This window comes from Schlesneria sphaerica, assembly GCF_044336245.1.
GTDB lineage: Bacteria > Planctomycetota > Planctomycetia > Planctomycetales > Planctomycetaceae > Schlesneria > Schlesneria sphaerica.
This window is the reverse complement of sequence record NZ_CP172346.1, coordinates 846,684-871,279: the sequence shown is the minus strand read 5'-3', so window position 1 is coordinate 871,279 and position 24,596 is coordinate 846,684. Positions and strand designations below refer to the sequence as shown.

At 55.3% G+C, this 24,596-nt stretch carries 15 protein-coding genes and 1 tRNA gene; 8 read left to right on the top strand and 8 right to left on the bottom strand.

Translation table 11 applies throughout. The annotated features are described in order from the left end of the window. The first annotated feature begins 91 nt into the window (after positions 1-91). Positions 92-2,119, top strand: a complete 2,028-nt coding sequence (locus tag ACGY09_RS03375; RefSeq protein WP_397570468.1) for a TolC family protein — start codon at positions 92-94, stop codon at positions 2,117-2,119. Between the two features lie 148 nt (positions 2,120-2,267). On the opposite strand, the gene ACGY09_RS03370 is transcribed toward ACGY09_RS03375, so the two are convergent. Then, a complete protein-coding gene (locus ACGY09_RS03370) occupies positions 2,268-3,758 on the bottom strand; it encodes a DUF1501 domain-containing protein (protein WP_397570467.1) in 1,491 nt (496 codons plus the stop codon). A gap of 75 nt (positions 3,759-3,833) precedes the next feature. Further along, positions 3,834-6,554 carry a DUF1553 domain-containing protein gene (locus ACGY09_RS03365; RefSeq protein WP_397570466.1) on the bottom strand — a complete coding sequence of 907 codons (2,721 nt, stop codon included), beginning with the start codon at positions 6,552-6,554 and terminating at the stop codon, positions 3,834-3,836. A 167-nt stretch (positions 6,555-6,721) separates the two neighbouring features. Between ACGY09_RS03365 and ACGY09_RS03360 the strand changes: the two genes are divergently transcribed. Beyond that, positions 6,722-7,441, top strand: a complete 720-nt coding sequence (locus tag ACGY09_RS03360) for a hypothetical protein (protein WP_397570465.1) — start codon at positions 6,722-6,724, stop codon at positions 7,439-7,441. Between the two features lie 189 nt (positions 7,442-7,630). Here the strand turns inward: ACGY09_RS03360 and ACGY09_RS03355 are convergent, their stop codons facing one another. From ACGY09_RS03355 to bioD, 5 genes are all read right to left on the bottom strand, one after another. Beyond that, positions 7,631-8,578 (bottom strand): cobalamin-binding protein, encoded by a 948-nt coding sequence (locus ACGY09_RS03355; RefSeq protein ID WP_397570464.1) that lies wholly within the window; start codon positions 8,576-8,578, stop codon positions 7,631-7,633. Positions 8,579-8,705: 127 nt separating this feature from the next. Continuing rightward, positions 8,706-11,150 carry a DUF4159 domain-containing protein gene (locus ACGY09_RS03350; protein WP_397570463.1) on the bottom strand — a complete coding sequence of 815 codons (2,445 nt, stop codon included), beginning with the start codon at positions 11,148-11,150 and terminating at the stop codon, positions 8,706-8,708. Between the two features lie 433 nt (positions 11,151-11,583). Continuing rightward, complete coding sequence (gene epmA / locus ACGY09_RS03345; protein ID WP_397570462.1) at positions 11,584-12,654, bottom strand: EF-P lysine aminoacylase EpmA; 1,071 nt, start codon at positions 12,652-12,654, stop codon at positions 11,584-11,586. Positions 12,655-12,658: 4 nt separating this feature from the next. Next, positions 12,659-16,219 (bottom strand): glutamine synthetase adenylyltransferase, encoded by a 3,561-nt coding sequence (locus ACGY09_RS03340; protein ID WP_397570461.1) that lies wholly within the window; start codon positions 16,217-16,219, stop codon positions 12,659-12,661. A gap of 442 nt (positions 16,220-16,661) precedes the next feature. Continuing rightward, on the bottom strand, positions 16,662-18,530 hold the full coding sequence (gene bioD, locus ACGY09_RS03335; protein WP_397570460.1) for a dethiobiotin synthase: 1,869 nt from the start codon (positions 18,528-18,530) through the stop codon (positions 16,662-16,664). A gap of 347 nt (positions 18,531-18,877) precedes the next feature. On the opposite strand from bioD, the gene ACGY09_RS03330 reads away from it, so the two are divergent. Then, the gene (locus ACGY09_RS03330) at positions 18,878-19,198 is read left to right on the top strand and encodes a carbon storage regulator (protein WP_397570459.1); all 321 of its coding nucleotides are present in this window, start codon (positions 18,878-18,880) and stop codon (positions 19,196-19,198) included. Positions 19,199-19,321: 123 nt separating this feature from the next. On the opposite strand, the gene ACGY09_RS03325 is transcribed toward ACGY09_RS03330, so the two are convergent. After that, positions 19,322-20,221 (bottom strand): sigma-70 family RNA polymerase sigma factor, encoded by a 900-nt coding sequence (locus ACGY09_RS03325; protein ID WP_397570458.1) that lies wholly within the window; start codon positions 20,219-20,221, stop codon positions 19,322-19,324. A gap of 654 nt (positions 20,222-20,875) precedes the next feature. On the opposite strand from ACGY09_RS03325, the gene ACGY09_RS03320 reads away from it, so the two are divergent. The 5 genes from ACGY09_RS03320 to ACGY09_RS03300 all read left to right on the top strand — a co-directional run bounded on the left by ACGY09_RS03320 (position 20,876) and on the right by ACGY09_RS03300 (position 24,381). Then, positions 20,876-20,948: transfer RNA gene (locus tag ACGY09_RS03320), tRNA-Ala, on the top strand. A gap of 114 nt (positions 20,949-21,062) precedes the next feature. Continuing rightward, positions 21,063-22,163 carry a tyrosine-type recombinase/integrase gene (locus ACGY09_RS03315; protein ID WP_397570457.1) on the top strand — a complete coding sequence of 367 codons (1,101 nt, stop codon included), beginning with the start codon at positions 21,063-21,065 and terminating at the stop codon, positions 22,161-22,163. 214 nt (positions 22,164-22,377) lie between these two features. Further along, positions 22,378-22,671 (top strand): DUF1580 domain-containing protein, encoded by a 294-nt coding sequence (locus ACGY09_RS03310; protein WP_397570456.1) that lies wholly within the window; start codon positions 22,378-22,380, stop codon positions 22,669-22,671. A 91-nt stretch (positions 22,672-22,762) separates the two neighbouring features. Further along, the gene (locus ACGY09_RS03305; RefSeq protein WP_397570455.1) at positions 22,763-23,308 is read left to right on the top strand and encodes a hypothetical protein; all 546 of its coding nucleotides are present in this window, start codon (positions 22,763-22,765) and stop codon (positions 23,306-23,308) included. Positions 23,309-23,418: 110 nt separating this feature from the next. Further along, positions 23,419-24,381 (top strand): hypothetical protein, encoded by a 963-nt coding sequence (locus ACGY09_RS03300; protein ID WP_397570454.1) that lies wholly within the window; start codon positions 23,419-23,421, stop codon positions 24,379-24,381. Positions 24,382-24,596: the final 215 nt, after the last annotated feature.

The window sequence follows — 24,596 nt, the reverse complement described above, 5'->3', positions numbered from 1 at the left end:
CTCTCGCCGCCAACCGGCCATTCTCCCGCCGGTGACACAGACCATCCAAGTCACAATTCGTTCTCCAATCACCAGCGGGACAACCAAAACCGTGCCGGACTTCGTACGAAGTGCGCGTCAGACCAGGGGCATTCTCTGCCTCGCGATCGTTGTCTGCGCATGGGTCGCGGGGTGTGCGTCCTGGCGTGGTACGGAACCGGTCATCGAGAATCAGTTCGTCGTTCACTACAACCGCCTGGCTGAGTCGATGGCGGCACCGAATCCCGAGCTTCAGCCGCAGGCTCCCGCTCCCATGATGGGGCCGGGGCGAAAGCTGGTCCCGCCTTCTTCCGAGGATCGCTGGCCGATCACTCTGGCGGAAGCAGTTCGGATGGGGGTCGAGAATAATGCCGTTATCCGGCAGAACGCGCAGTTTATGTCACCGAATAACCCAATCTTGCAAGGCCCCGACTCGGTGCCGTCGGTCTTCGATCCAGGGATTCAAAACGCCGGGGTGCTATTCGGTTCTCGCGGTGTTGATGCCGCTCTCTCTGATTTTGACCCTCGACTGACTTCCTCCATCAAATGGAACCGCTCAGAGAACGCCCAGAACTCTTTGTTGCTTCCTCCACCCGGAAATGTGCTGGCGAGCGAAGGGGCCTTGTTCCAGACTCGGTTTGATCAGCAGCTGCTGAGCGGCGGGGTGTTCGGTCTTTACAATACCTGGAACTATGCGCAAACAAACCAGCCCGCTCAGCTATTCGCATCAACCTATACGGGCCAGCTCGGCTTCGATTTCCGTCAGCCCCTCTGGGCGGGTGCCGGTCGAGAATTCTCAGCGATTGCGGGACCCTTGGATCAGCGAGCACGTGGTTTCAGCTACGTGAACCAGGGTATCGTGATTGCTCACATCAATAAGCGACTGTCCGAGATCGATCTGCAGGAGAACCTGCAGAACCTCGTTCGCGAGATTGGTGACCTGTACTGGGATCTTTACCAGAACTACCAAGACTATGAATCGGAAACACAGGCTTCGAAAATCGCGAAAGAGCTGTGGGACCGTGCCGTAGGGCGAGCGAACATCGATCCCGGGATTGAGGAGGCTCAAGCCGAAGACGCTTACTACGAATCGAAGTCTCGCGAAGAACTCGCGCTGTCGAATTTGTTCCTCACCGAGGCCCGACTCCGTCGTCTGGTTGGGTTGTCCCTCGACGACTCACGGATGCTGTACCCTTGTGATGAGCCTCGGGAGGAAGAGCTCTCGCTCAGTCGGGCGACGTGCCTTTATGAAGCACTGGTCAATCGGATCGAGTTGTCGCGTCAGAAACTGAATGTTCAAAGCCTCGAACTTCAGCTCATCGCGGCCCGGAAACTTGTTGCACCCAAGCTCGACTTTGTCGCGGGATACGGACTGAATGGGTTTGGTGACAAGTTTTACAGTACGACAACGTCCGACTCGATGAATACTCGACAAGGTTTCAACAGTGCCGTGACGACCATGTTCAGCGGGAAAGAGACGAGTTGGGACTTCGGTTTTCAGTACCAGCTTCCGTTATGGTTGCGACAGGAAAAAGCCCAGGTTCGGCAACTCGAGCTTCGGATTGCAAAAGGGCGGGCAGCGCTTGCCATGCAGGAGGACGAAATTGCTCATGAGCTCAATACAGTACTGATGACGATTGAGCGGGCTCATTCCATGTCAAAGCTGACACGCCGACGATTACAGGCAGCGCGCCGGCGCGTGATCGCTGCTGAAGCAGATTACGAAGCGGGTAATAAGAGTAACGACCTGGCTCTGCGGGCAATCTCAAGCCTGACACTGGCTCAAGCGGCTTACTCCAAGAGTATCACCGAGTACAACAAGTCGCTGCGTGATCTCTTATTCAGGACGGGGCGAATCCTGCCTGCAGATGGCATTTCTCTGCTGGGGACCGACGGCCTTCCGATGGTGCCAGATGAACGGCCAAACGATTTCTTCTACCTTGCAAACCCTGATTTGACCCCTGCCGCAGATGGCGCAGAGACTGCCGACGAGACAGATGAATCCGAAATCCCTCCTACACCGAGTCGATCAGTCAGCGGAGCGGATGACTTGGACGAAGACTTGCCCGAGTCCATGGATAACAGCGTAGAAGATGAGTGAGTTTCAATCCGACAGAAGCAACACGAATGAAGGGAAGCGTTAGCGGCTTCCCTCAATTCGATGTTCCTGTTCCTCAGATGTTCCTGTTCCTCAGATGTTCCTGTGATTCAGCAGTGCGAAAGTCCTTTTTTTGAAGGATTTGGACAACTCAGGCCACAATCTCGTCGATGGGCTTACCGAAGTCCAAGTCCAGTCTTTTGCGACCGGGAATTTCGAGACGCCGTGGGTCGAGCCCCATCTGCTGCAGCACCGTCGCATGGAGGTCAGTGACGTAATGGCGATCTTCCACTGCATGGAATCCGAGTTCGTCCGTTTTTCCGTGCGCGATCCCCCCTTTGATTCCGCCACCCGCCAGGGCGACCGAGAATCCGTAGGGATGGTGATCTCGCCCGTCGGATCCCTGTGCACCCGGTGTGCGGCCAAATTCTGTTCCGATGACGATCAACGTTTCGTCCAGCAGACCTCGCTGCTTGAGATCTCCGATGAGACTGGCAATGGGCTGATCGATCTGGGCGCACAAGGCACTGTGTCCCGCCTTCAGACTGCCATGGGCATCCCAGGCACCCGCTCCCCCGTTCGAACCATGAAAGATCTGAACGAAACGAACACCTTTTTCGACGAGACGGCGGGCGGCCAGGCATTGTTCTCCGAATGGTTTCGTGGTGGCGTTGTTCAATCCGTAAGCCTCTTGCGTTGACTGCGTTTCTTGCCCGAAGTCAACGATATCAGGGACGGCAGCCTGCATGCGGAACGCCAGTTCATAGGACTTGATTCGCGCAGCCAGAGCCTGGTCGTCCGGATATTCGACGGAAGAAATACGATTCAAGCGACTGAGAAGTCCGAACTCCCCTGCCTGCTCTTCGCGATAAACGTCAGGACCCGGCGAAGCGAACGGCAGTGGGTTCTTGGGATCAATGGCCAATTGGACTCCGGTATGTTCCGGGCCGAGGTAATTGGCGCCATGAGCACCAAGTCCACCGCAGCAATCGGCGATCGGAGTACCCATGACGATAAACTGCGGCAGATTCTCGTTCAAAGTGCCTAAGCCGTAATGAACCCATGAACCGATGGTCGGGAACTGACCTTCCAGAACGTGCCGACCTGTATGGAACTGGAGTTGTGCCCCGTGGTTGTTGTCCGTTGTCCACATGGATCGAACCAGGGCAATGTCGTCGGCATGCTGTCCCAGGTGAGACCACCAGTCAGAGAACTCCAGACCGCTCTGGCCATACTTCTTGAACCCTACCTGCATCTCGTAAATCTTGGGATGAACTTGATGCAGACCTTCGATCAGTTCGCGGAGATTCTTTTTAGAGTAAGGCGAATCGAGGAAGTGGTGATAGGGAGATTCTGCAAATGTCTTACCAGCCCAGGCATTGAGTTCGGGTTTGGGGTCGAACGACTCCATCTGACTCATACCGCCGACTAGGAAAATCCAGATGACACTTTTTGCCTTCGCGACATGGTGCCCAAGACCATCAGGAGCTTCGAAGGGAATTGTTGAATCAGCCCGCACGATGCCATCTCGCGAGAGCATCGAACCCAGTGCGAGGCCGGTAAAGCCCATACCGACATCTGCGAGAAATGATCGTCGATTTAGCGGGGAACGAAATTGAGCAGATCGAGCTGGAGGTACCATGGATGCTCCCTTAATTACTTTCCACCGCAGCCCTCAGGTTGAGGTGATCTGTGATTTATTCCGTAAATAATGTCGTCAGCGGATCGTGATAAAGTCATTGTGATTGAGGAGGACATGGACGAGATTTTCACGAACGCGCTGGTCAGGTTGATCAGAAGGAGGAAACGCCGATGCGGTCCCACCGCCGAATTTGGATAATGTGGCCTGTCCTCGCAAAGTCTCCGTCTGCGTTGCGAGGAAGTTCACGCATTCATCGAGCTCAACTTGGGCCGGCTGGCGGTTGAGAATTCGTTCGAAGGCTGTGGTAACAAACGCTTGCGCCTGAGCGTCATTGGGATATGTCGCAACTTCCTCAGAGAGCTTCCGTGCGAGTCTCCGCGATTCCGTCAATGAGAGTGGACTATTCGCCAGGGCCAATGCCTGCTGAGGAACAATGCTTTCGCTTCTTCGATAACAGTCAACGACATTGGGGCGGTCGAACGTATCGAGGAACGTCATCTTTTTTTCTTTACTGTTCCGGAAGTAAAGGCTACGGCGAGGGATTTCCATGCCCGATGCCTCGTCCAGTTCCGGGCCCCCTGAAGTCAGATCAAGACGACCTGAAACCAGAAGAGTTGCGTCACGAACCACTTCTGCTTCCATCCGACGCGGGTTGGCTCGCCACAGGTAGTGATTGTCCGGGTCGATGGACCGGTTCTGCTCAGTCGTCGGCAACACGACAGACTGCTGTCGGTAGGTGCGGCTCATCACAATCCGTTTGTGGATTGCCTTCATCCGCCATCCGTTCTCCATCAGTTCGACGGCAAGCCAATCGAGAAGTTCGGGATTCGTGGGGGCTTTCCCGTTCAATCCAAAATCGAAAACCGTAGGGACCAGGGGCTGGCCAAAGTGTCGCAACCAGATGTGATTAATCGCCACACGGGCCGTCAAAGGGTTGTTTTGACTGCCGATCCAGCGAGCTAGCGCCAGTCGTCGACCAGTGCTGGTAACGGGATAGACCGGTCCGAACCTCGTGTAATCGGTCGGCGGCTGTTTGAGAGCTTCGATTGCCGTTTCGCGGCCCTTGATGGCAGTCGCCAGGGCCGTTTCGGCAGTCGTAATGGCATTTGTGTTGGCAGGATCCTTTTTTGCTTCGGCGAGTTTCAGTTCAGCGTCGGTGAGGTTCTGTTCTGCCTGGCGAAGGTTGTAGTCACGCTCGGCCAGTGCAGCGATCCGCGTCAGGTCTTCACGATTTTCCGACGGAGGAGTTCCATAGTTCGCTCGATCAGCCTGAATGCGAGCCTGGGTCCAGAGAAGATTGGAAAGTGCCGTCGCGGCACCTCGTTCGGCGGATTGCAGGCGTAGTTGTTCAATGCCAGCTTGTTGAGCGAGCGTCGGGTCCTCGGGTTTTTGAGCCAGCTCCTGTTTTACCGCTGCAAGTTTCTCGCGTGCGGCGGTGAGTGCATTCTGGGCCCCGTCAAAGGCTGCTTGCGACTGTTGCGAAGTCTCCAACTGCTGGAACGGTCGCAATCCGGGGTAATAGGACGTTGCGGGAAGCGGAATCGGTTCAATTTTGAGATCGGTCTTGCCAAAGATTGCGGGAAGTGACGCAGGGAGAGGTTGTTCTTTGTCGAATTCCTTCTCATTGCCACGTCGGAAGAGGTAGGTTTGAGCATCGTGCCGACCGTCGTACACATGCACCAGCCCGTCTTTGCCGATATCGGGTTGTCCCACAACGCGATCGGTCCTGACATCATGCGCCTCAAAAAAGGCTCGAAACTGGTAATACTCTTTCTGAGCCAACGGGTCATACATGTGGTCATGGCACCGGGCACAATTGAGCGTTGTGCCCAGAAAGGCCTTGGCTGTGTGCTCGATTGTTGCGTCCAGCCAGACGTTGCGATTGAACGAGAACCAGTTGCGGACGAGATATCCGGTTGCGCGGCGCACTTGAGGATCTTCGGGAGCAATCTCGTCGCCCGCGAGCATCTCCTGCAGCATCTGGTCATACCCTTTGTCCGCGTTCAGCGATTCGATAATCCAGTCGCGCCAACGCCAGATGTGCGGCTTGCTCTCGCGGACTTCCTGCCCATACCCGTCCCAGTCGCTGTAACGCCAGACGTCCATCCAATGCCGTCCCCACCGTTCACCATATTGAGGGCTGGTCAGCAGTTGATCGACGACCCGTTCCCAAGCCTCAGGACTATCATCGGCGAGGAAGGCATTCATCTGTTCCCGCGTGGGGGGCAGTCCGATCAGATCGAGATAAACTCGCCGCAGCAGCACATGCTTCGGCGCCATCGGACTGGCCGTCAGGTGATGCTGCTGATGGCTTGCAGCGATGAATGCGTCGATCACATTTTCCGACCAGGCAGGGTCAATTCCCGTGGGCAATGGGGCACGGACTGGCAACTGATACGCCCAGTGCTGAGCGGGGTCCTTCTGAGGTTCTTCGTGGGGGGCCAGAGCCCCGTTCTCGATCCATCGTTTAATCAGGTCGATCTGCTCAGGCGACAGCGGCTCTCCCTCGGGCGGCATTCGAGAGACACCTTCGGTCCCTTGAATGGCCGAGAGGATTCGGCTCTGACCTGCATCGCCTGCCACCAGTACCGGACCTGTGGCTCCTCCTGATTTCATGAGGTCGACGGTATCCAGCCGCAGATCGTTTTCCTGCTTTAATGAGCCGTGACACGAGTAACAGCGACGAGAAAGAACAGGCTTGATGTCTCGGGCATAGTCAATCTCGTTCGACGCAATTGCCTCGACGGGAATCCAGAACAGAAGCGACCACGCGAGCATACTTCGAACTTCGATCACAACCATATCTCCATGAGGGAGTGCAAGCCGCAAGAGCTCGACCGGATCCCAAACTGTTCTCGTCGTATTAACCTTATTTTATTCGTGCGTCACTTGCCAGTTGGAAAGGTTCCCGCAATCGTGAAAGTAATCAACCCTCTGTTGAGTACTTTTCAGCGAGATCACTGATGCGATTTGCTTTGAGCCAACTGTTGCGTCTGAATTGGGCAGTCCTGCTGGTTGCGATGGTTCTGATGGCCGGCGTGTCTGTGGCGGAGGAACCGGCTGCGAGGCTGCTCGGACTGCCTCTGGTATTCCAAGATGATTTTGAAACCGGTGATCCGGCGACCCGTTGGGAACCCAGCGACGCCAGGGCCTGGAAGCGGATTGAGCAAGGGCCAAATGCGATTTGGAGTCAGTTTCAACACATCGAGACGAAGACGCCGGTTCGCTCACCGTTTAACCGATCTGTTGCGAAAGATGTCGTCGTGGGGAGTTGCGTACTTGATGTTCGCCTTCAATCGACTTCAGAAGATTACCCACATCGTTCTTTATGCCTGTTTTTCGGTTATCAGGATCCGGCGCACATGTACTACGTCCATCTGGGCCAACAGGCGGACGATCACGCGAATCAGATCTTCATCGTGAACGACCAACCTCGTAAAAAAATCTCAACGAAGACCACGGCGGGGACACCCTGGGACAAGGAATGGCATCACGCTCGTGTCACTCGCGATGTAGACAGTGGAAAGATCGAAGTCTTTTTTGACGACATGAGCGAACCCGTCATGACGGCCGTCGACAAGACTTTCACCTGGGGACAGGTGGGAATCGGATCGTTCGACGACACGGGCAATTTCGATGATGTCCTTGTGTATGGGAACAAGGTCGCTCGCCCTGAAAAATAGTCTGCTGCGGCTGGCGGAAGCGAGTGAGAATTCCGCTGGTTCGACCCATCCACGCGATTCACTGACCCGCTTTGACAGATCTCTCCCGACCGATACCCGGTCTCTGATGAACCATTGGTAGACAGGAGACCGGCGGAGCCAATTCCGTGGAACCAAGCGACATACTTGTCGAGCAGACCTGTTGTCCACTTAGGTACCAGTCGCAAGTGGGCCAAGTCGCGTATCCCACGTCACCTGCCGAGCGGGTTCCAATCCCTTTGGAAGCGGATGAAGCGCGGGATGCAGCGCGTGGGCGAGAATCTCGAGACTCTCAACCAACCTTGGTCCTGGTCGACTGAAGTATGCGTTTCCATCCATCAGATAGATGCGTCCATCGCGTACTGCGGGCAGATTCATGAATTCTTGATTACGGGCGAGAATCGGAAGGTCCTGGCAAGTTCGCTCGACATCGAATCCGCAACAGGCGATCACGACGACTTCGGGACGCGCTGCGACGATTTCATCCCATCCAATTGTTCTTGAAGGTTTGCCTTCTTGTCCGAGGACTTCTGCACCTCCGGCGATCCGGACGAGTTCCGGTGACCAGTGCCCGGAACTGAAGGGAGGATCAATCCACTCCAGCAACAGCACGCGCGGTCGGTTAGTGACTTGCTCTGCCCGTTCCCTGACAGCGGAGACGCGTGCCTGAAGTTGCGCGATGGCGTCTGCCGCTTGTTTTGTTGCACCTGCAGCGCGACCGACGAGATCCAAACATCCGAAAACTTCAGAGAGGGTCGTTGGTTCCAGATTCACGACTTGAGGACGTCCCGGAAGCGTGCAGATGGCGGCATTCACTTCCGACTCGGCGACGGCACAGACATCGCAGAGTGCCTGCGTCACAATTAAATCTGGTTTGAGCCGACTCAGCACTGGAAGATCAAGGGTGTAGAGGGCTTTCTCGGTTTGCAGACGCTCGCGGACGAGATCATCAATTTCACGGCTGGATGCATCCGTCGGAATCAGTGTCCGGGTAACCTTTGGCAGCGAACGAACGGGAAATGGATAGTCACACTCATGCGTGACACCGACCAACTGGTCACCCAGGCCCATCGAACAGATGATTTCAGTCGCACTGGGAAGGAGTGACACGATTCTCATGGCAGTTCGATAGTCCAGGGGATGACGAGCAACACGGTCCGTTGGTGGATTGAACCGAACAGGCGGGTCACGGTAACGGATTAGAAATCCGAATGAGCCTGACAAACGGGATTTTGCACCTTGGAACTTAAGGAGCAATCTCTCCCGGCTGAAGTCGCAGGTTCTGTAGCATCGAATAGAGGATAATGTTGGTCCCCAGTTTGACAGCGTCTTCCGGGAGGTAGCCCTCGCAGTTCCCCGATGTTTGACGTTCGAGTGCGCAACTGATGTCGTAACGGCTGTAGATCACGCTATACCGACCATCGACCTCGATTCCTTCCAGGATGGGTTCAGTGGCTCGAGTCGTGAAGTTGCCTCCCACCGTATTTTCACCCCCCTCCGCCGTACGGCGCCTCAGCAATCTGATGTCTTGCCCGATCTTTTCCGAAAAGAGTTCGTGAGTCACAGGAATTCGTTCCAATTTGCGATCGGGGTAGACCTGCTTGATCAAGTCGCGAAATGATTTGTCGAATGGCTTCGCACCGCAGCACGAATCTGCGACGAGGACGCCTCCGCGATCGAGATACAGTCGCAGTTGCTGACGCTCATCCTCGGGAGTGGTGAACCGGTTCCGGCCGTGCATGTAGAGGATCGGATAGCGGAAAATGTTCTTGTCAGACAGCATTAAATCACGGGTTTTCGTCGATGCCGCCATTCCCACACTTTCATTGAGGGAAGTCAGCAAATTGCGAAGCGCGCGCGGTGCCGCGTTCCAGGCTCCTTCATGCTTGATCTGAGCAATCTGGAGCAAACCCCGCTCGATCTGATCGAGTTCACCCTTGTTTTGTGCGACCTCTCGAACTTGAGTTTTGTCGGGTGGTTCACGACCCGTGGCGTAGGCCATGACGTTGACGCCAATCTGTGTCGCACGGACGATTTTGGCTTTGAGCTGCACGTTTCGATTGGGAGGATCAACCTTCGCCCAATAATCCCACAAACACCCCAGATCTTCGGGTGAGTACATAATCGACGTACGACATCCGAAATCAACGCCGTAAAGCTTAACGCCATCCGGCTGCAACGGGTGTTCGATCCGATAAACCGGATGATCGGGAGGAAGCAGTTTCAGCTCACCTTCTCCTGGGGGAACGATCTGAGTGACGAGCTCACGAAAGCTGGCCTCGAAGTCGTCGCCCTGACAGGTAGGGCAGGCAAAAATGAAATTGCCTTCTTCCAGATACTCTTTGATCAGTTGGGTTTCGGCGGGAGAGAACGACAGCCGGCCGGGTCCTGTGATGAACAGGACGGGAGCCTGCATCATAGAATTGATCCCTCCCGTCTTCACCGCCCGAGCAAGGTCGAGGTCCTGGGACGTCAGCAATTTCGGCCATCGAGGCATGCTGCTGATCAACTCAGTTAAGTTTCTGACATCTCGGGGATGGCGATTCCAGTTGTTATCCAGCAGCACGTTTGGGTTATTGGGATGTCGCATGCCGTACTTCAGCTTGTTGACGAGAACGGGCGACAGACCTTTAGACAGGAAGAGCAGAGCCAGACTGGTGCCACAGACAGGCCGACTTTCGTAGGTTCCGGTGCCGACCCAGTGCCCGTCGACGGGATTCTGAATGGCGAGAAGTTTGGCTGTTCCTTCACGGTACCAGTCATAATCTCCGAAGAACCTCTGTCCCGTCAGTCGTCCCGCGCGTTCAATCCCGTAGATGTAATAGAGCAGCCAGGAATGGCCGGGGCCACCGGGATTATGGTGGACTGAAAAACTCCGGCCGAGCCAGTTCAGTCCGTTTTGAATCGCCATATCATTGGGCCGTTCATTGCAGCAGGGGGGGCTACCATCCGCGGCAACGTCGGCATCGGACAGGAGCATCTGTTGAATAATCGCGAGTGAGGCGACGCCAGCGACGGTCATGCTTCCACTGCTGCGGGGCCTGCCGACGTCGCCGTCCGCGCCCCCTACCAGATAGCCCCAACCCCCATCGACGGGACTCTGATTTCTCTCCCAATAGTCACGCGCACGCTCCCAGGTCCGTCGGCTCACACTCGCACCCGCTTCGACTGCTTCTCGCAAACCAAGGATCGCGAATTGTGTGTTGCTTTGATCTCCCAGATTTTGAGAGACATTCTTTAAACCGTAAGACCAGGCACCGACGTTATTGGAGGTGATCTGCCCATTTTCCAGACGCTGTGCCAGATCAGCAATTCTTACAGCGTCCGATTTCTCTTTGGCGGCCGATAAGGCCATGATCATGAGCGACACCTGGTAGGTTTCGTTGCGTCCTCCGAAATCGTCCTGGCTGCGGGAACGAAGATACTGCAGCCCCCGGCGAATGGTCGGGTCTTGTGCGGTCATGCCCGAATTGAGCAGCGACAGCACGCACAGACTGCTGATCCCGACCTGGACTTCTGGCTCCGCAACCCAAGACCCATCCTGTGCCTGTTCCTGAATCAGAAACTTCTTACCACGCTCAATTGCCTGTTTGACTTCGTTTTCGGCGAGATCAGCGCACTCTGCCACGGGCAGGGACGAGATGAAGAGCGCAAGGACCAGACACCCGCGACCTACCATCTTAGAGTACAACGGAGTCTGCCTGACGCCGGGAACATGCGCAGAAAAAACATCTGAAACCTGCGGCCTGTTTGCAGCGCACCTGTGTGGCGAACCACCGCCTCTGTCTGAGTCCATTCTCGAATTCCGTTGCGCGGTACCGATGAAGCTTTTCAAGGCGGAATCCTTCACAAAGCGACTCCTTCGACGACTTGCGGAGTGCGACAATCGATGCCGTTGAAGCACATCCAAGCTGTCGTTACAGGATTTCCTGCCTGGTCCATGAGTGGTTGCGACCTCCGTTCGCTGGCAGCAGTCCGGGAAGATCGATGATGGCCCTCAATACAACGTCGTGACATACGCTACGGAACTGAGGGGATTTCCTTCTTCGCTCGACCCCATCCGACCGTATTGTGCCCACGAAACCAGTCCCTATCTTCGCGACAAAACCGCAGAAAGCAAATGCTCAAGCGATCTCAAAAGGAAAGGGGATGACTTCTGAGATCGTCTTCAAGCCCAGGGCAAGCATTATTAAGCGATCCACACCGAGAGCATTGCCCGAACAGGGGGGCAGGCCCTTTTCCATGACGGTGAGCAGGCGACTTTGCTGCGGCAGGGGACGCAAGCCGACCGCTTCGCGTATTCGGGTCTGTTCGCGTATTCGATCACGCAGCGTGGTGGCATCGGTCAACTCGTCATAACCGTTGCACAGTTCAATTCCGTCTAGGTAGAGCTCAAAACGATGCGCTGTCAGCCCGTCATGAGACAATCGGGCCAACGCGGCCTGACTTGCCGGATAGTCCACGAGAAACGTGGGTCTCCCTCGGCCAAGTTCCGGTTCAATCAGCTCGGCTAGCAGAAAATTGAGCCAGCCGTCTCGGTCGTCCAGGTCGAGCCCGGGAGGGGGGACCAGTTGATTCGTGCTTGCGATTCCCCAAATCTCGTCCATGGAACAGCTTAAGACTTCAGTCCCTAGTCGTCGGATGAAGGCCTCACGGTACGTGACCTGCTCGAAACCGCGTGGGTCCATGACTCGGTCATAGAGTGCGGAGGAGTCCGCTGTGGGGGTAAAGCCGGGAAGTGCGGTGGTCGCAGAGATGACTCGTTGAACGAGTTGCTCGGTGGTACTCATCAATGCCTGAAGGTCATCGCCTTGTCGGTACCATTCCAGCATCGTGAATTCCGGATTGTGACGTTGCCCCGATTCGCCGTTACGAAAGACTTTTCCCAGCTGATAGATCGCACCCGCTCCTGCTGCCATCAAGCGTTTCATGGCGAACTCGGGCGACGTCTGCAGGTATCTGGCGCTGCCGTCCGTACGCCAGTTGCATCCGAGTGGAATCCAATCCGCCACGAATGGCTCCAGCCATGCATCGACGACGGTGTCGATCGATAGTATCGGAGTTTCGACCTCGAAGAATCCTTCGTGGTCAAAAAAATCCCGCATCACTTTCAGCAATCGAGCCCGATGCCGCAGGACGCGAATCGACGCCGTGGGCTGAATGCTTTCTGACGCTCGGTTGGAAACGGCTCCCATGGCTTCACACCACCTCCGCCTGTCTGCGGACAAGATCGTTGACCACTTCGATGTGCTGGTTCAGGTCGCGATGAAGTTTTTGAGGTGACGATCCGTAGCCCAACCGACGAGCCAGAAAATGGAAATCCTGGCTCGAAGGACCGGAGACCGTCAGGTCGCGCGCATCACCCCGGACCATACGCAATGCATCGATCAGCCTGCGGAAAAAGCCATACGCGTTTCGCAGAGCTCGATAGTCTGATTCGGTCAATACCCCCGTTCGATGCATTTCGTCCATCGCGATGCGCGTATTCGTCACCCGCAGACTCGCGTGCCTTGAGCCGTGGGTAATCTGCATGGCCTGAACGAAGTATTCAATATCGACAAGGCCGCCCGGGCTAAGCTTCGCATTGAACTCGCCGGTCGCAACGAGCTGTCGGACCTGCCGCTCTCTCATGGCCCGCATTGAGGCGAAGTCGAAAGGAGGACCGTCATACAGGAACTTATCTCTGAGTGAGATCAGTTTCTCTCCAAGTCCAGGGTCCCCTGTGATCGGACGCAACTTTACCAGCGCCTGACGTTCGTAGGGCCAGGCAGCGCCTTGGGGATCAAAGTAACGCCGAAATGCATCAAGCGAGACTGCCAGTGGCCCAGATCGTCCATATGGACGAAGTCGCAGGTCAATTCGGAAGATCCCTTCTTGTCGAGCCCGGATGGCATGCACGCAGGATTCGACGAGTCGCTGATAGTACGTCGCATTGGCGATCGACTCGCGTCCGTCGGTCATCCCATCTTTGTCATAGACAAACAGCAACTCGATATCAGAAGCAAAACCGAGTTCGCGGCCACCGCATTTCCCCAGTGCGCAGACGACCATCGAAGCTCGATCACCATCAGCACATTTCGGTACCCCGTACCGATCGTGAAATTCGAGTTCACTCAGTTGCAGACTGGTCGAAACAACCACCTCGGCAACGTCAGTCAGCTCTTCGGCAAACCGATCGAAGTCTCCGCATCGTCCAAGAATGTGGCGGAGATCAATTCGGAACATTTCGCGGTCCTTGAACGCGTTCAAGGACCGACGACGTACTGCCGGATCATCGATATCTGCCAGCTCAATCGCGAGGTCACGCCAGAGCAAGGATTTCGATTTCGCTTCTTCGATTCCGGTGATGTCACGCAGGACCGGAAAGAGGTTGGCATATTGCAGCCGCAGGAAATCTTCCCACAGGAAATCGCTCACCCCAAGGACCTTTGCCAGCGCAGTCAGGACTTCAGGCCGTTCAAGCGACGAGAACTGTTCTGTCCAGTCTGGCTGCTGGAACAATTCGCCCAGGAATGAACGAAAGTGGATGAGAGCAGCCTCCGGGTTCGGCGAGCCTGGAAGCAGATGAGTGAAGTGCTTAATCAGCACAATCGCTGCCTGAAGCTCCTGCATTCGCCGTTCATCGAGGATCTTGCCACGTCGGGCAGCGTCTGTGACATAGAGAATATCCGCTGCGACATTGAGGTCAGTACTGACGAACATCCCTTCGATGGCAATTCCGCTGAGAGCTAACGCGTTCGTCAGTTCATAAAGGAAGCCAATCGTGTCTTCACCACGGATGTGCAGGACTGTAAACCGCTCATGCGACTGGTTGTCGAAGCTGACTTCCAGTGGAGCTGGCTTTGTTGCCAGGTCGGGCGAGTCTTCCAGTGCGTCTGCGACCCGTGACGCAAGGCGTCCCTGGGCTTCATGACTCAACCCGGATTGTGCGAGTTGAACTAACTCTGTCAGGTCAGATTCGTAGCAGTTCCAGACTTCGGACATGACTGCTTCGATTGAAGACCGAACGGTGAAAACATCGACAAACTTGCATTCGCGAGTTTTGGCCGCGTCCCCTTGAGTGACAGGCTCAGCAGTGGATGCGATCCCGTTGACAATGTCGAAACCGTAGACAAACAATAATCCGCAAATGAGTGACAGTTCCCCGGGGTGGTCGATCCCCAGGACTCGGACACGCCATGAACCTGCACCATCCGACTTGGCGAGAACGATGACGGGCTTCTCAGAAGTCAGCGTTTGCAGTAACGCCTGATGTTCGTGACGTTCTTCTTCACTGAAGACCGTCTCTTGGGTGAAATCAGTCGCCGACTTGCTCGTGAAATGAGTCATGACGGAGTCGCTCGTTGAGGTGCGAGTATCGCGTAGTGATCGACTGCTGATCTCTTCCAGAGGCATACCATCCGGGGCGGGGGGCAGGTACTTATTAAATACTTTACGGATGGCACTACAATACTGTCTATAATGGACGAGAAAGTGCTCGCCGTCTCGGAAATCCAGCCTGCGCGCAAGAGCGGTCATTTCCTGCGGATCAGTTGGCAGCAAGTGTTCCTGCCTGTTCTGGAGCAGTTGCAGCGAGTGCTCGATCGTCCGCAGGAAAACGTATCCGTCCGTCAGGCAGCGGTATTCGTCTGCCTGAATCAGGTCGACATCAGAAAGTCGCACCAGTGCATCGAGCGTGTTCACCGTGCGGATGTGTGGGAATCGCTGCCCATGCACGAGCTGCAGGGACTGGACGATAAACTCAATGTCACGGATCGACCCGCTGCCTGATTTAACTTCACCGAATGCCCGTCCCCGTCGTTCCAGGTCCGCTTCAATCTGCCGCTTTGAAGAACGAACACTTTTTCGGACATCTTCTTCAGAGTGTCCGACAATCAGCGGTGCTGCTTCTCTCAGTAGTCGGGCTCCCACTGAAAAATCGCCCGCTACGACGCGCCCCTTGAGCAGTGCCTGCTTCTCCCAAAGCTCTGCCTGATTTCGGATATACTGGAGGTAAGCAGGGACTTGCACGACCAGTTCACCTGCCCGTCCCCAGGGGCGGAGCCGCATGTCGACTCGGTACAGGAATCCTTCACCCGTTGCATCCTGAAGGGCTCTGATCAATCGCTGGGCAAGATTAACCGCCGTTGCGACAGTCAACCGCGCAAAGGGGGAAGAGCCGGAATTCCCAAGTTCAATGCCGTCACCGCTGCCTCTGGTCGAACTGCTGGACTCGTCGACCGGTTGGAAAAGAAAGATCAGGTCAATATCGGAACTGTAGTTCAGTTCCTCCCCCCCCAGCTTTCCCATCGCGAGAACCGAAAAACCTTTGGGATCGACTTTCATCTCGGTCGAAACGAGTCTCAAACACGCTTCGATTAACCCATCCGCCAGCAAACTTAGCTGAACTGTTGCCGTTCGAAAGTCGACCAGGCCGAATGCGTCGCAAACACCAATCCTCAAAAGCTCTGATCGCTGATATCGACGCAGCGCATCGAGCTTCCCCGCCATTGAAGAGTCGTCCTCGGCAGCTTCGAGCGCCTCGTCCGTGAACTCTTCGCGAGATTTGACGTCGGCCAGAAGACGGTGCTGAACCAGACGTCGCAAAGCGCTGGGATCACGAAGCAATGTCTCCGTCAGATACCGACTGCTGGCGAACAGCTTCACCAGCAATTCCAGCCCCCGTGGCTGCTCAGTCAGAAAATGGTAAAGCTCGGCTCGATCACTGACTCGCAGTACGTAACGTTCAAAATCGACCAGCAACTCATCTGCGTCGACCATATCGGAAATTGTATTCAGCAATCGCGACAGGCAATCAGCAGCATCAGGAGGGCCGCAAAGCGCTCTCAGACGGGAAAGGGCCCCGGGCACATCTCGAAAACCAACGCTTTCAAGATAATCCTGAAACTCCGACTGTAACGTGTCGTCTCCGTCGGCCAATGATTGCAGATATTTCCTCATACGCACAAATTACCAGATTCGCATTGGGACTGCGAAGTCGCGCCGCTTCACAAGTCTGACCCAGCAGGCCATTCACGCCCCGCTCGAATCGACAGGTTCATATGGGCGACGCACTTCCCCGGAACACGACCTGGAAGTGAGGCAACATTCTTACCCAGATGCCGAGACTTCTCACAAGATCGCGGTCTTCTACCGTACCATCTCAATGGCTCCGAAGAAGGGTTGAGCGGGGGAGATCGCTCGATATCAGGGTGGAAGTTTGTCAGACTTCTTCCTGTATTTCGTCGCTGTGGAATCGGACATCGATCAGGGTTGTCACTCCATTTCCCGTTTTGGGACCATGCCCCTTTCGAAAATGGATCCGCCAGACCACTTCACCCGAGAGATCCTCGATGCCTTCCTGGGAAGGAGCGAATGTTTCAAAGTCTTCCCCAGGAGCCAACAGTCGACCCGTTTCGTGACCGGCGATCCGCCACTCACTCTCTGCGGGGAGACGGTCGAAATGGTAGTAGCGACGTCCTTCTTTCAATTTCTGGTCGCTGGCTGGAAAAATGACGTTGAACGCCAGGACGGAGTCAGCCTCAAGTCTGAAATACATCAGCGTCGGATCGAGAGGCCTGATCGACTGGTGGGGCGAGACGTTCTCGAATCGAAACCAAAGTTTCAGCACGGGATCGGAAGGACTGCGAACCAGTACTTCGTTACCAGTGTAGTGCGAAAAATTGATCGGACCGCGACTGACTCGCAGAGGGGTCACCACGATGTCGCCATATCTGCGCGACTGGCCCAGCCGCAATTCATGCCCCGCTGGCAGATCGTTTTCGGGTAAGGGCACAGCGACCGTTCCACCCGATTGCTGCACGCTCAGAAGGTCTGGGAGACTTTCAAGTTGATGGGGTTTGCGAAAAAAATTCTGATAAATGACATAGATCGTGAGCAGGCTCGCGTAACTTGCGACAACGACCAGCCAGAACGCCAGTCGCGACTGTTGAGACTCTGTCGGATTGGCTCCAGTTTCTTTCCTGGTGACCGTCGCTTTGGACGCTGGACGAGGAGTTACTCTGTCTAACGAACGAATCTCCGTAACGGCAGGACTCCACACCGCATCTGAGGTTACGCCGGCCGTTTCGACGGCTTCCGACGGAGGGAACTCTTGTGGCTCACCAACACTGAATAGTCCCAGCGGAACCGCCGCGGAGTTGCCACCTGCCAATTCCTCGCCGCACTTGGGGCAGTTTCCGACGATGTCGTCCGTTTCGATGAGGAAAGCTTCCTGGCACCGTTCGCATCTCACTTCCCGGGCCATGAAACTCCCCTGATCGATAATGGGTTGCGTGCGAGGTGGTTCGTTGATCAGCCTCCCCGCTAATTCGTACCAGGGAATTGTGACGGTCTGTCCGTCCCGTTGCAATTCGCTTTTTGCCCCGTGGGTTACGATACCAAGCACGGGAACCTCTCCTCGGCGCGATATCTCCTCTGCATTGGTTTGACTGGATAAATCGCCGTCTGCCGGGGTCGGTTGATTGAGGACCACCCCAGCCACGGCGAGTCCTCGTGCGCGAATCGCTTCGATGGTCAACAGAGTATGGTTGATCGTTCCCAGACCGCTGCGTGAAACGACCAGGATCGGAACTCTCAGCTCCTTTGCCAGATCTGCGACCGATTGCGACTCTGTCAGAGGCGAAAGCCATCCACCCGCCCCTTCGATGAGCACAATCTCGGAACCATGGAAGCCGTAGGCCCCCAGGACCGCAGCGTCGAAATCGACAGTCGTTCCTTCGAGTCTTGCCGCAACCGGCGGAGCGAGCGGTGCAACGAATCTTTGAGGGCACACGATCGATTCCGGCCAGAACCGGTCCGTCGCGTTGCTCAATCGTTCGATGTCTTCCCAAAGTAACTTTGAACCTGTAACAGCTCCCGTAAATGACTGTGTCGTGCGATCCGTGCCCGAAAGAGCTGGCTGAACGGCGATCGCACCTGAACAGACCGGCTTGTAGGCGGCTGTGCGACGTCCGTGGGAAATCAATTGACGAGCGATGATGCAGGTCACATGTGTCTTCCCCACGCTGGTGTCAGTCCCAGTGATGAAGAGACCGCGAGGCGAGTTCGGGCGCGGTATGGCGTCAGTCATAAACATTCAATCGAAGCGGGTCTCGGGAACACGTTTTTCTCAAGTTCCCCCGCGCCGGGTTCCCGCCGACACGCGGTTGCAAACGGAAGTTACCCCGCCCTTGTAAATTCTTCCAGAACTGGTCTTGACGGAAATGGCAAATTCCAGTTGGCCTCTGGGCGTTTTCACGAGGAAACCGCCTGTTTTCATGCGATTGAACGGAATCCGCGAATAATTATGCGCATGAAATTTCGATCTGGCATCGCGGTTGCATTACACACCTCACATCAGGTTGGTCAGTGTCGATCACCTGACACTTACACTGCGTCGAATCTGAGACAGATTCGTTATTCAAAGGACTGTGAATTATGCTCGTACTCACGCGAAAGAAATCAGAATCGATCTCGATCGGAAACGATGTTGTCATCACCATCACGCAAATCGGTTCGGGGAAAGTAAAGCTGGGAATTGTTGCCCCTGATCACATTCGGATTCGTCGCTCTGAACTCGTGCGATTCGAAACCGAGCCCGTCGACGGATCGACTGAAGATTCGAAAGCGAGCACCGATGCCAATGAGGCGGTTACGGAAATTGTGGTAGCGGAAGAAAGCGCCACCGAGTGCCCCGTCGATTTCAGCACAGAGTACGCGGCGGAAATCGAAGATCAAATGTACTGCGTTCTCGCGTGAACTTGCCGAAGACCGCTGAAGGCGGTCGTGTTCTGAAAGGTGAGTCTCTGCCCACTTTGCAGAGCAGGACTCAAGAAGCATCTTGCCATTCGGGACTCATGACAGTATCCGCTGGTAGGGTCGCTAGCTCATTGCTTCAAACTCGTCATACGTCATTGACTCGCGCAACTTCGAAATGGAGTTGATTGCAATCTGCCGGACGCGTTCTTTGCTCAGCCCCGTCTGTTCGGCGATGTCTGCCAGGCTTTGACCAGCCGGTTGACCATTCAGTGCGAAGCGGGCTGTCAAAATCTGTCTCTCGCGATCTGAAAGGCTCTGCAGGAGCCGATTGACCGTTGTGACACGTAGGTCATGAGTGGTCTCATCCGTAGTGGGCAATGTTCGCCAGTCGGGAAGATTCTCCAATGAGGGAGCATCTTCACCGGGCTCAATCTCGGTGCTGAAGCGACTCCGTTTGAGCGAACGCAACATCTGATTGCGAATGGCCCATGTTGCGTAAGTACTGAAGCGGTTCCCCAGACCGATATCAAATAATTCCACGGACCGAATCAGGGGAACCATCCCTTCACTGATCAGATCGCCCATCAAATCCAGGGAATTTGTGAGCTTCTTGGCCAACGCGACAATCAGTCGCACGTTTCCTTGCACAATTCGGTTACGAACTTCCACGGCTGCATCCAGATCCGACTCAATCTGTTCAACCAGAGCAAGGTCAGGGCGTCTCAGATCAAGCCGCCGCCGATTCCGCTCTGCTCGAAACTTGAGGAAGTTCATCTCTTTAAACCAGCACTTCTCTTCTTCAGGCGATAGCAGTGGCGCATCGACCAGGCCGGATACGAAAACGATTCCCACTTTCCCATTGGCTCCTCCAGCGGACGTCTTGGCTGCCGGGGGGCAGGAGCTTTGTATTGCAATTTCGGCTCGAGGGGAGTCGAAATCGGGGTGAGGCACAAATTCAATCGACCGCTCCATCAGCTGTCGGATCCGCTCGATCAGTTCAGGAGAGACGGATTTCGGGCGCACCCGCGGTGAGATTTTCTGAACATTCCTGATCACCTCACGCCGAGGTTTCGTGACAGGCTTGGAGAGACAGCGCGACCGAGACATGAGACAATGACCTCCGGTTGATATCGCGATACAGAGCTCATCTGCACCGCATTTTCACTGATAAGCAAGCGCCTATGATCGAAAATGAGAAAGGTGAACGGTCTCTCGCTCGCATTCTGCGGTTTGCGACGCCGTCCCCCCGGCTCAATCAGCCAACCGGTGAGTCTCTGCGAAATTAACTCAAGCGCTCCGCGGAAAATTCGAAGCTCGGCTTTCGGGAATGACCGACGCTCGCGGAATCATTGTTTCACACGCCTGACAAGGCCAATTGGCCTGCTCACGCTGCGATCGAATGCCCTGCGTTCTGAAACGAACGCGTGCCCTCTGCTCGATTTGTTTTACAAAGCGGCAGATCGATCGGTTCTGTTGCAAAACACCTGAAGCTCCAGAAAATCGCGATGTGCCGAAGGAGGCCGGGATAAAAACAAAATTTCCACGAACGCCAACGCTTGACTGATTTCGAAGTCCCTGATACCGTTCCGCACCGCAGTGCCGAACAAAAAAACTGCGAAAAGAAATGAAGTTACCGACTCAATCTGCCGATTGAAACGGCACCTTCAATTCCAACGAGGGGGATTAGCTCAGTTGGGAGAGCGCTTGCATGGCATGCAAGAGGTCAGCGGTTCGACCCCGCTATCCTCCACTTGATTTAAGTTCAGACCGAATCGGTAGTTACGATACCTTGCGACGTTCGCGAGTGCGGTAAAAACGCCTTATCAATCACGGATTAATTCCGTGAAATGAAAAGGAGTCGCACGTGGGCCGCAAGAAGAATTTGATTCCGTCGATGTTCATCCACAAAGCAAGTGGACAAGCTCGCGTCAGTATCAATGGACGCGAGTATCTTTTAGGCCCGTATGGTTCGGAAGAGTCGCTTCGTCGGTATGCTGACGTTCTGTCTCGCCATGCTGCTGGCCTTCCACCTGTCGAAAAGTCCCGAAAGGTTCCCCCAGTTGATCCGGGGAGAAGCGTTGTCGAACTTTGCTTGAAGTTCAAGGATGAAGGGCTCGCACGCTTTTCAAAGTCTGAACAGCACTGCCAGCGGGCGGCGATGCGGGTATTGCGGCAGATGTTCGGTGTGACTCCAATATCGGAGTTTGGTCCCCTGCGATTGCGCGTCGTTCGCCAAGCGATGGTGGACGGTGATAAGAACCTGAAGGATGCAGACGGAAAGCCTTGTCCACGCAAACCGTGGAGCCGTCAGACGGTCAATCGACAGGTGAAGCGGATACAGGCCCTCTTTCGATGGGGTGTGTCGTGGGAAATTGTTCCCGAATCTATCGCTTCAGCTCTATCAACCGTCACAATCTTAACGAAGGGGGAGACTTCAGCCGCCGAGGCAACTCCACGCAGAGCAGTGGCGGCCGAGGATATCGCCGCCGTTCGAAAAGAACTGAAGCCACTTCATCAAGACGTTCTCGACCTACTTGGACTGACCGGAGCCCGTCCCGGTGAGTTGGTAAACCTCAGAATGAAGGATCTCGACCGAACTGGCGACGTCTGGCGGTCAGACCTCGCGGCGCACAAGACTTCCCACAAGGGGAAGAAGCGGACACTTTTCTTCAACGCGACGGCACAAGCAATCCTATTACGGCATCTCAAAGACGATCCAGAGGCACGAATTTTCCCCTGTCGCCGGGATAATTTCGGAACGGCAGTGAAGCGGGCTTGTGACAGAGCGGGAGTTGTACCGTTCGTTCCTCACGAGATCCGGCACACAACCGCCACGAAGTTGGTCGATGAAGTCGGGCTGGAATCCGCTCAGCGGCTGCTGGGGCATTCAGACCAAGCGATGACCGAGCATTATTCACGGATGGCGAGTAAGCAGGCCATTGAAGCGGTCAAGTCCTTAGGCTGACCACTACCTCTACTGCCACCAAAGCAAAAGAAGAACCCCGACTAGCACCCTAGCCGGGGTTCTTCTTTTGGCCCTCCAATTATTTCCGAAAATCTTCCGAAAAAGCGGCCAAAACAGAAAAAGTCCCGTAGCCATCACTACATTGCCCGGGCATAACCGTGTCACTATGACTCACCGGGAGTCATTACAGGTAGCCTAATCGCGAAGGGAACTAATGACTATCGACACGTCCAAGGAAGCACTAATCGCGTTCTCCCAAGCCCGGGACTGTTTCCCGGGTCGCAGGACTGTAAGCCTGGCGACACTCCACCGATGGCGCCTTCGGGGTGTTCGCGGCGTGAAGCTCGAAACTTGCCTCGTGGGAGATCGACGGTTCACGACCCGGCAGGCCATCAGCCGGTTCATCGAGGCTCAGAACCCCGAGCTGGAACCCGTAGTGATCAGCTCGACCCAACGTCGAACTCAGGCCGAAACCGCTAACCGCATCTTGGCTCAGGCTGGGATTTAACCCAGCCGTCAACACGGCAATCGGGTGTTCCGGTCGCCAGCAGAGAAAATAGGACGGCAAATGAGCCATCCAGTATCGAAAGGATTCGACGATGTACTTTGAGAAATTCCCAGGGGTTACGGTTCACCCACTGGCCAGCGAAGCCACAAAGGCAAAGGTGGCAGAGTTCGCGGCCGACAGAGAGAAGCGCGAAGAGCGGAAACGGAAGTGGTCCGCCAGTTTTGCCAAGGTTGAGCAGACCGACGATGATGTCCTGGCCGCGAAAGTGAAAACCGAATGGAAGGCCATTCAGAAAGACGATGAAGCTGAGTTCATCTCATTCGCCAAATGGATTGAGTCGCACTGTATTCCAGAGCTTCACGCTCTCCATACCGTGGAGTGTGAACGGCTGCCGAAAATTGAATCGGCGGTTGTTGAAAAGTTGGTTTCGATTGGCTTTACGCACGAAAGCCGGGGGGCCTACCCGAAGGCAGCGATTAGTCAGCACATTACCGTGCGAGACCAAAAAGATTTGATCGCTGGCATTGAAGAGACTTCAGGTAACCTTCGCGAACTCATAAAGAGTTGTACCGCAGCGTCACAGAGAATCAACGAACGGCTCGCCACTGCTCGCAAAAAGACGCTCGCGATGTTTTAAGGGGTAGCGACTCCCAAAAGGGCAAGGCCCTAGCCCCCTGATCTATCTTCATTCTTCAAACCCGAGTCAATCACCGACTTTTTTTACAGAAAGAAAATATGACATCCGTCATGAAAAAGAACCAAACATTCCCGGCTGGGAATCCCGAGATGAACTTTGAGGCCCTTTCAACAGAACTGAAGGAGGTTCCCGTGGTGATCATCGCTAGAACCCAGGGCGAAGCCCTTCACGGCTACTGGGGGCGATGTGTCCACGATTTTGCCGGTTACTTTCCCCCACCCGGACCGGTTGCTATCGACTACGCTCATGACGATTCCGATTCCATCGGCGTCTGTGAACTGTCGATCGAGGGCAATCAATTAATCGCACGCGGGAAAATCTGCCCGTTCACGGCCGATGATCAGGCTAGCCGGGTGATTTACCAAGCCTCTAAAGGAATTCCATTCCAATCATCTATCCGCATGGCAACCGATGGGCTTGTGTACGATGAAGTCGCGGACGGTGAGACGGTCGAAGTGAATGGGGAAATATTCACCGGCCCCGGCCATGTGTTTCGACGTTGGAGCGTAGAAGGGGTTGCGATCCTCAATTACGGTTCGGACGCCGCGACTTCCGTTCATTTTGACGATCCGGGTGACCTGACGGCAACAGATTTCCGGGCTCGCGGGCGACAATTCCAGCGGGCTTTCGGCAGGGAACAGGGTGCGGAGTGGTTCCTCCAGGGGTTGACGTTTGCTGCGGCCGCCAAACTCTTCCAAACTCAGCAGGCCGCTAGAGGGAAAGCTGAAATCAGCGCACTTGAAGCGGAGGCTGCCCGACTGAGGGGGGAGCTCGCGGAGGCGAAGAAAATAGCTGAAGCCGCTAAAGCAAAGCGTGGGGCGGCCAAAGAGGATGACGAAAAGGAATTCCGCCGCTGGAAGGCCGCGAAGGCAAACTTCCGGCCGGGACAAGCAAAGCCAGTCCCGGTGAATAAGCCCGCCCCTGCGAAGAAAGCCTTCAATACCTTTGGACGGACAGACAAGCAACAGGCTTTCGTTGATGCCGTCGCCGCACGGATGCCCAAGCGAGGCTAGGCCCAGGAAACGGAAGAAGGGGTCAGGCTGCGAACCCTGACCCCTCTCTGACTGCTCGAAGCAATCTTCTAAATCGTTGGGGGAATGATGCCACAAATCAGTGTTTCAGGCAATACGAGAATCAAATTATCACACGACGGGCAGGAGTTTCTAGACGTCCGCCATCGTGCTTCACATCAGGCGGCCGCACTCCGTGCACGGGCTGCCGAGATCGA

What these genes read in the sequence shown, in the direction of transcription:
- ACGY09_RS03370 (WP_397570467.1), bottom strand. Translation starts at nt 3,758, where the DNA reads ATGGTACCTCCAGCTCGATCTGCTCAATTTCGTTCCCCGCTAAATCGA.
- ACGY09_RS03360 (WP_397570465.1), top strand. Translation starts at nt 6,722, where the DNA reads ATGCGATTTGCTTTGAGCCAACTGTTGCGTCTGAATTGGGCAGTCCTG.
- ACGY09_RS03355 (WP_397570464.1), bottom strand. Translation starts at nt 8,578, where the DNA reads ATGAGAATCGTGTCACTCCTTCCCAGTGCGACTGAAATCATCTGTTCG.
- epmA (WP_397570462.1), bottom strand. Translation starts at nt 12,654, where the DNA reads ATGGGAGCCGTTTCCAACCGAGCGTCAGAAAGCATTCAGCCCACGGCG.
- ACGY09_RS03340 (WP_397570461.1), bottom strand. Translation starts at nt 16,219, where the DNA reads ATGGTCGACGCAGATGAGTTGCTGGTCGATTTTGAACGTTACGTACTG.
- bioD (WP_397570460.1), bottom strand. Translation starts at nt 18,530, where the DNA reads ATGACTGACGCCATACCGCGCCCGAACTCGCCTCGCGGTCTCTTCATC.
- ACGY09_RS03330 (WP_397570459.1), top strand. Translation starts at nt 18,878, where the DNA reads ATGCTCGTACTCACGCGAAAGAAATCAGAATCGATCTCGATCGGAAAC.
- ACGY09_RS03310 (WP_397570456.1), top strand. Translation starts at nt 22,378, where the DNA reads ATGACTATCGACACGTCCAAGGAAGCACTAATCGCGTTCTCCCAAGCC.
- ACGY09_RS03305 (WP_397570455.1), top strand. Translation starts at nt 22,763, where the DNA reads ATGTACTTTGAGAAATTCCCAGGGGTTACGGTTCACCCACTGGCCAGC.
- ACGY09_RS03300 (WP_397570454.1), top strand. Translation starts at nt 23,419, where the DNA reads ATGAAAAAGAACCAAACATTCCCGGCTGGGAATCCCGAGATGAACTTT.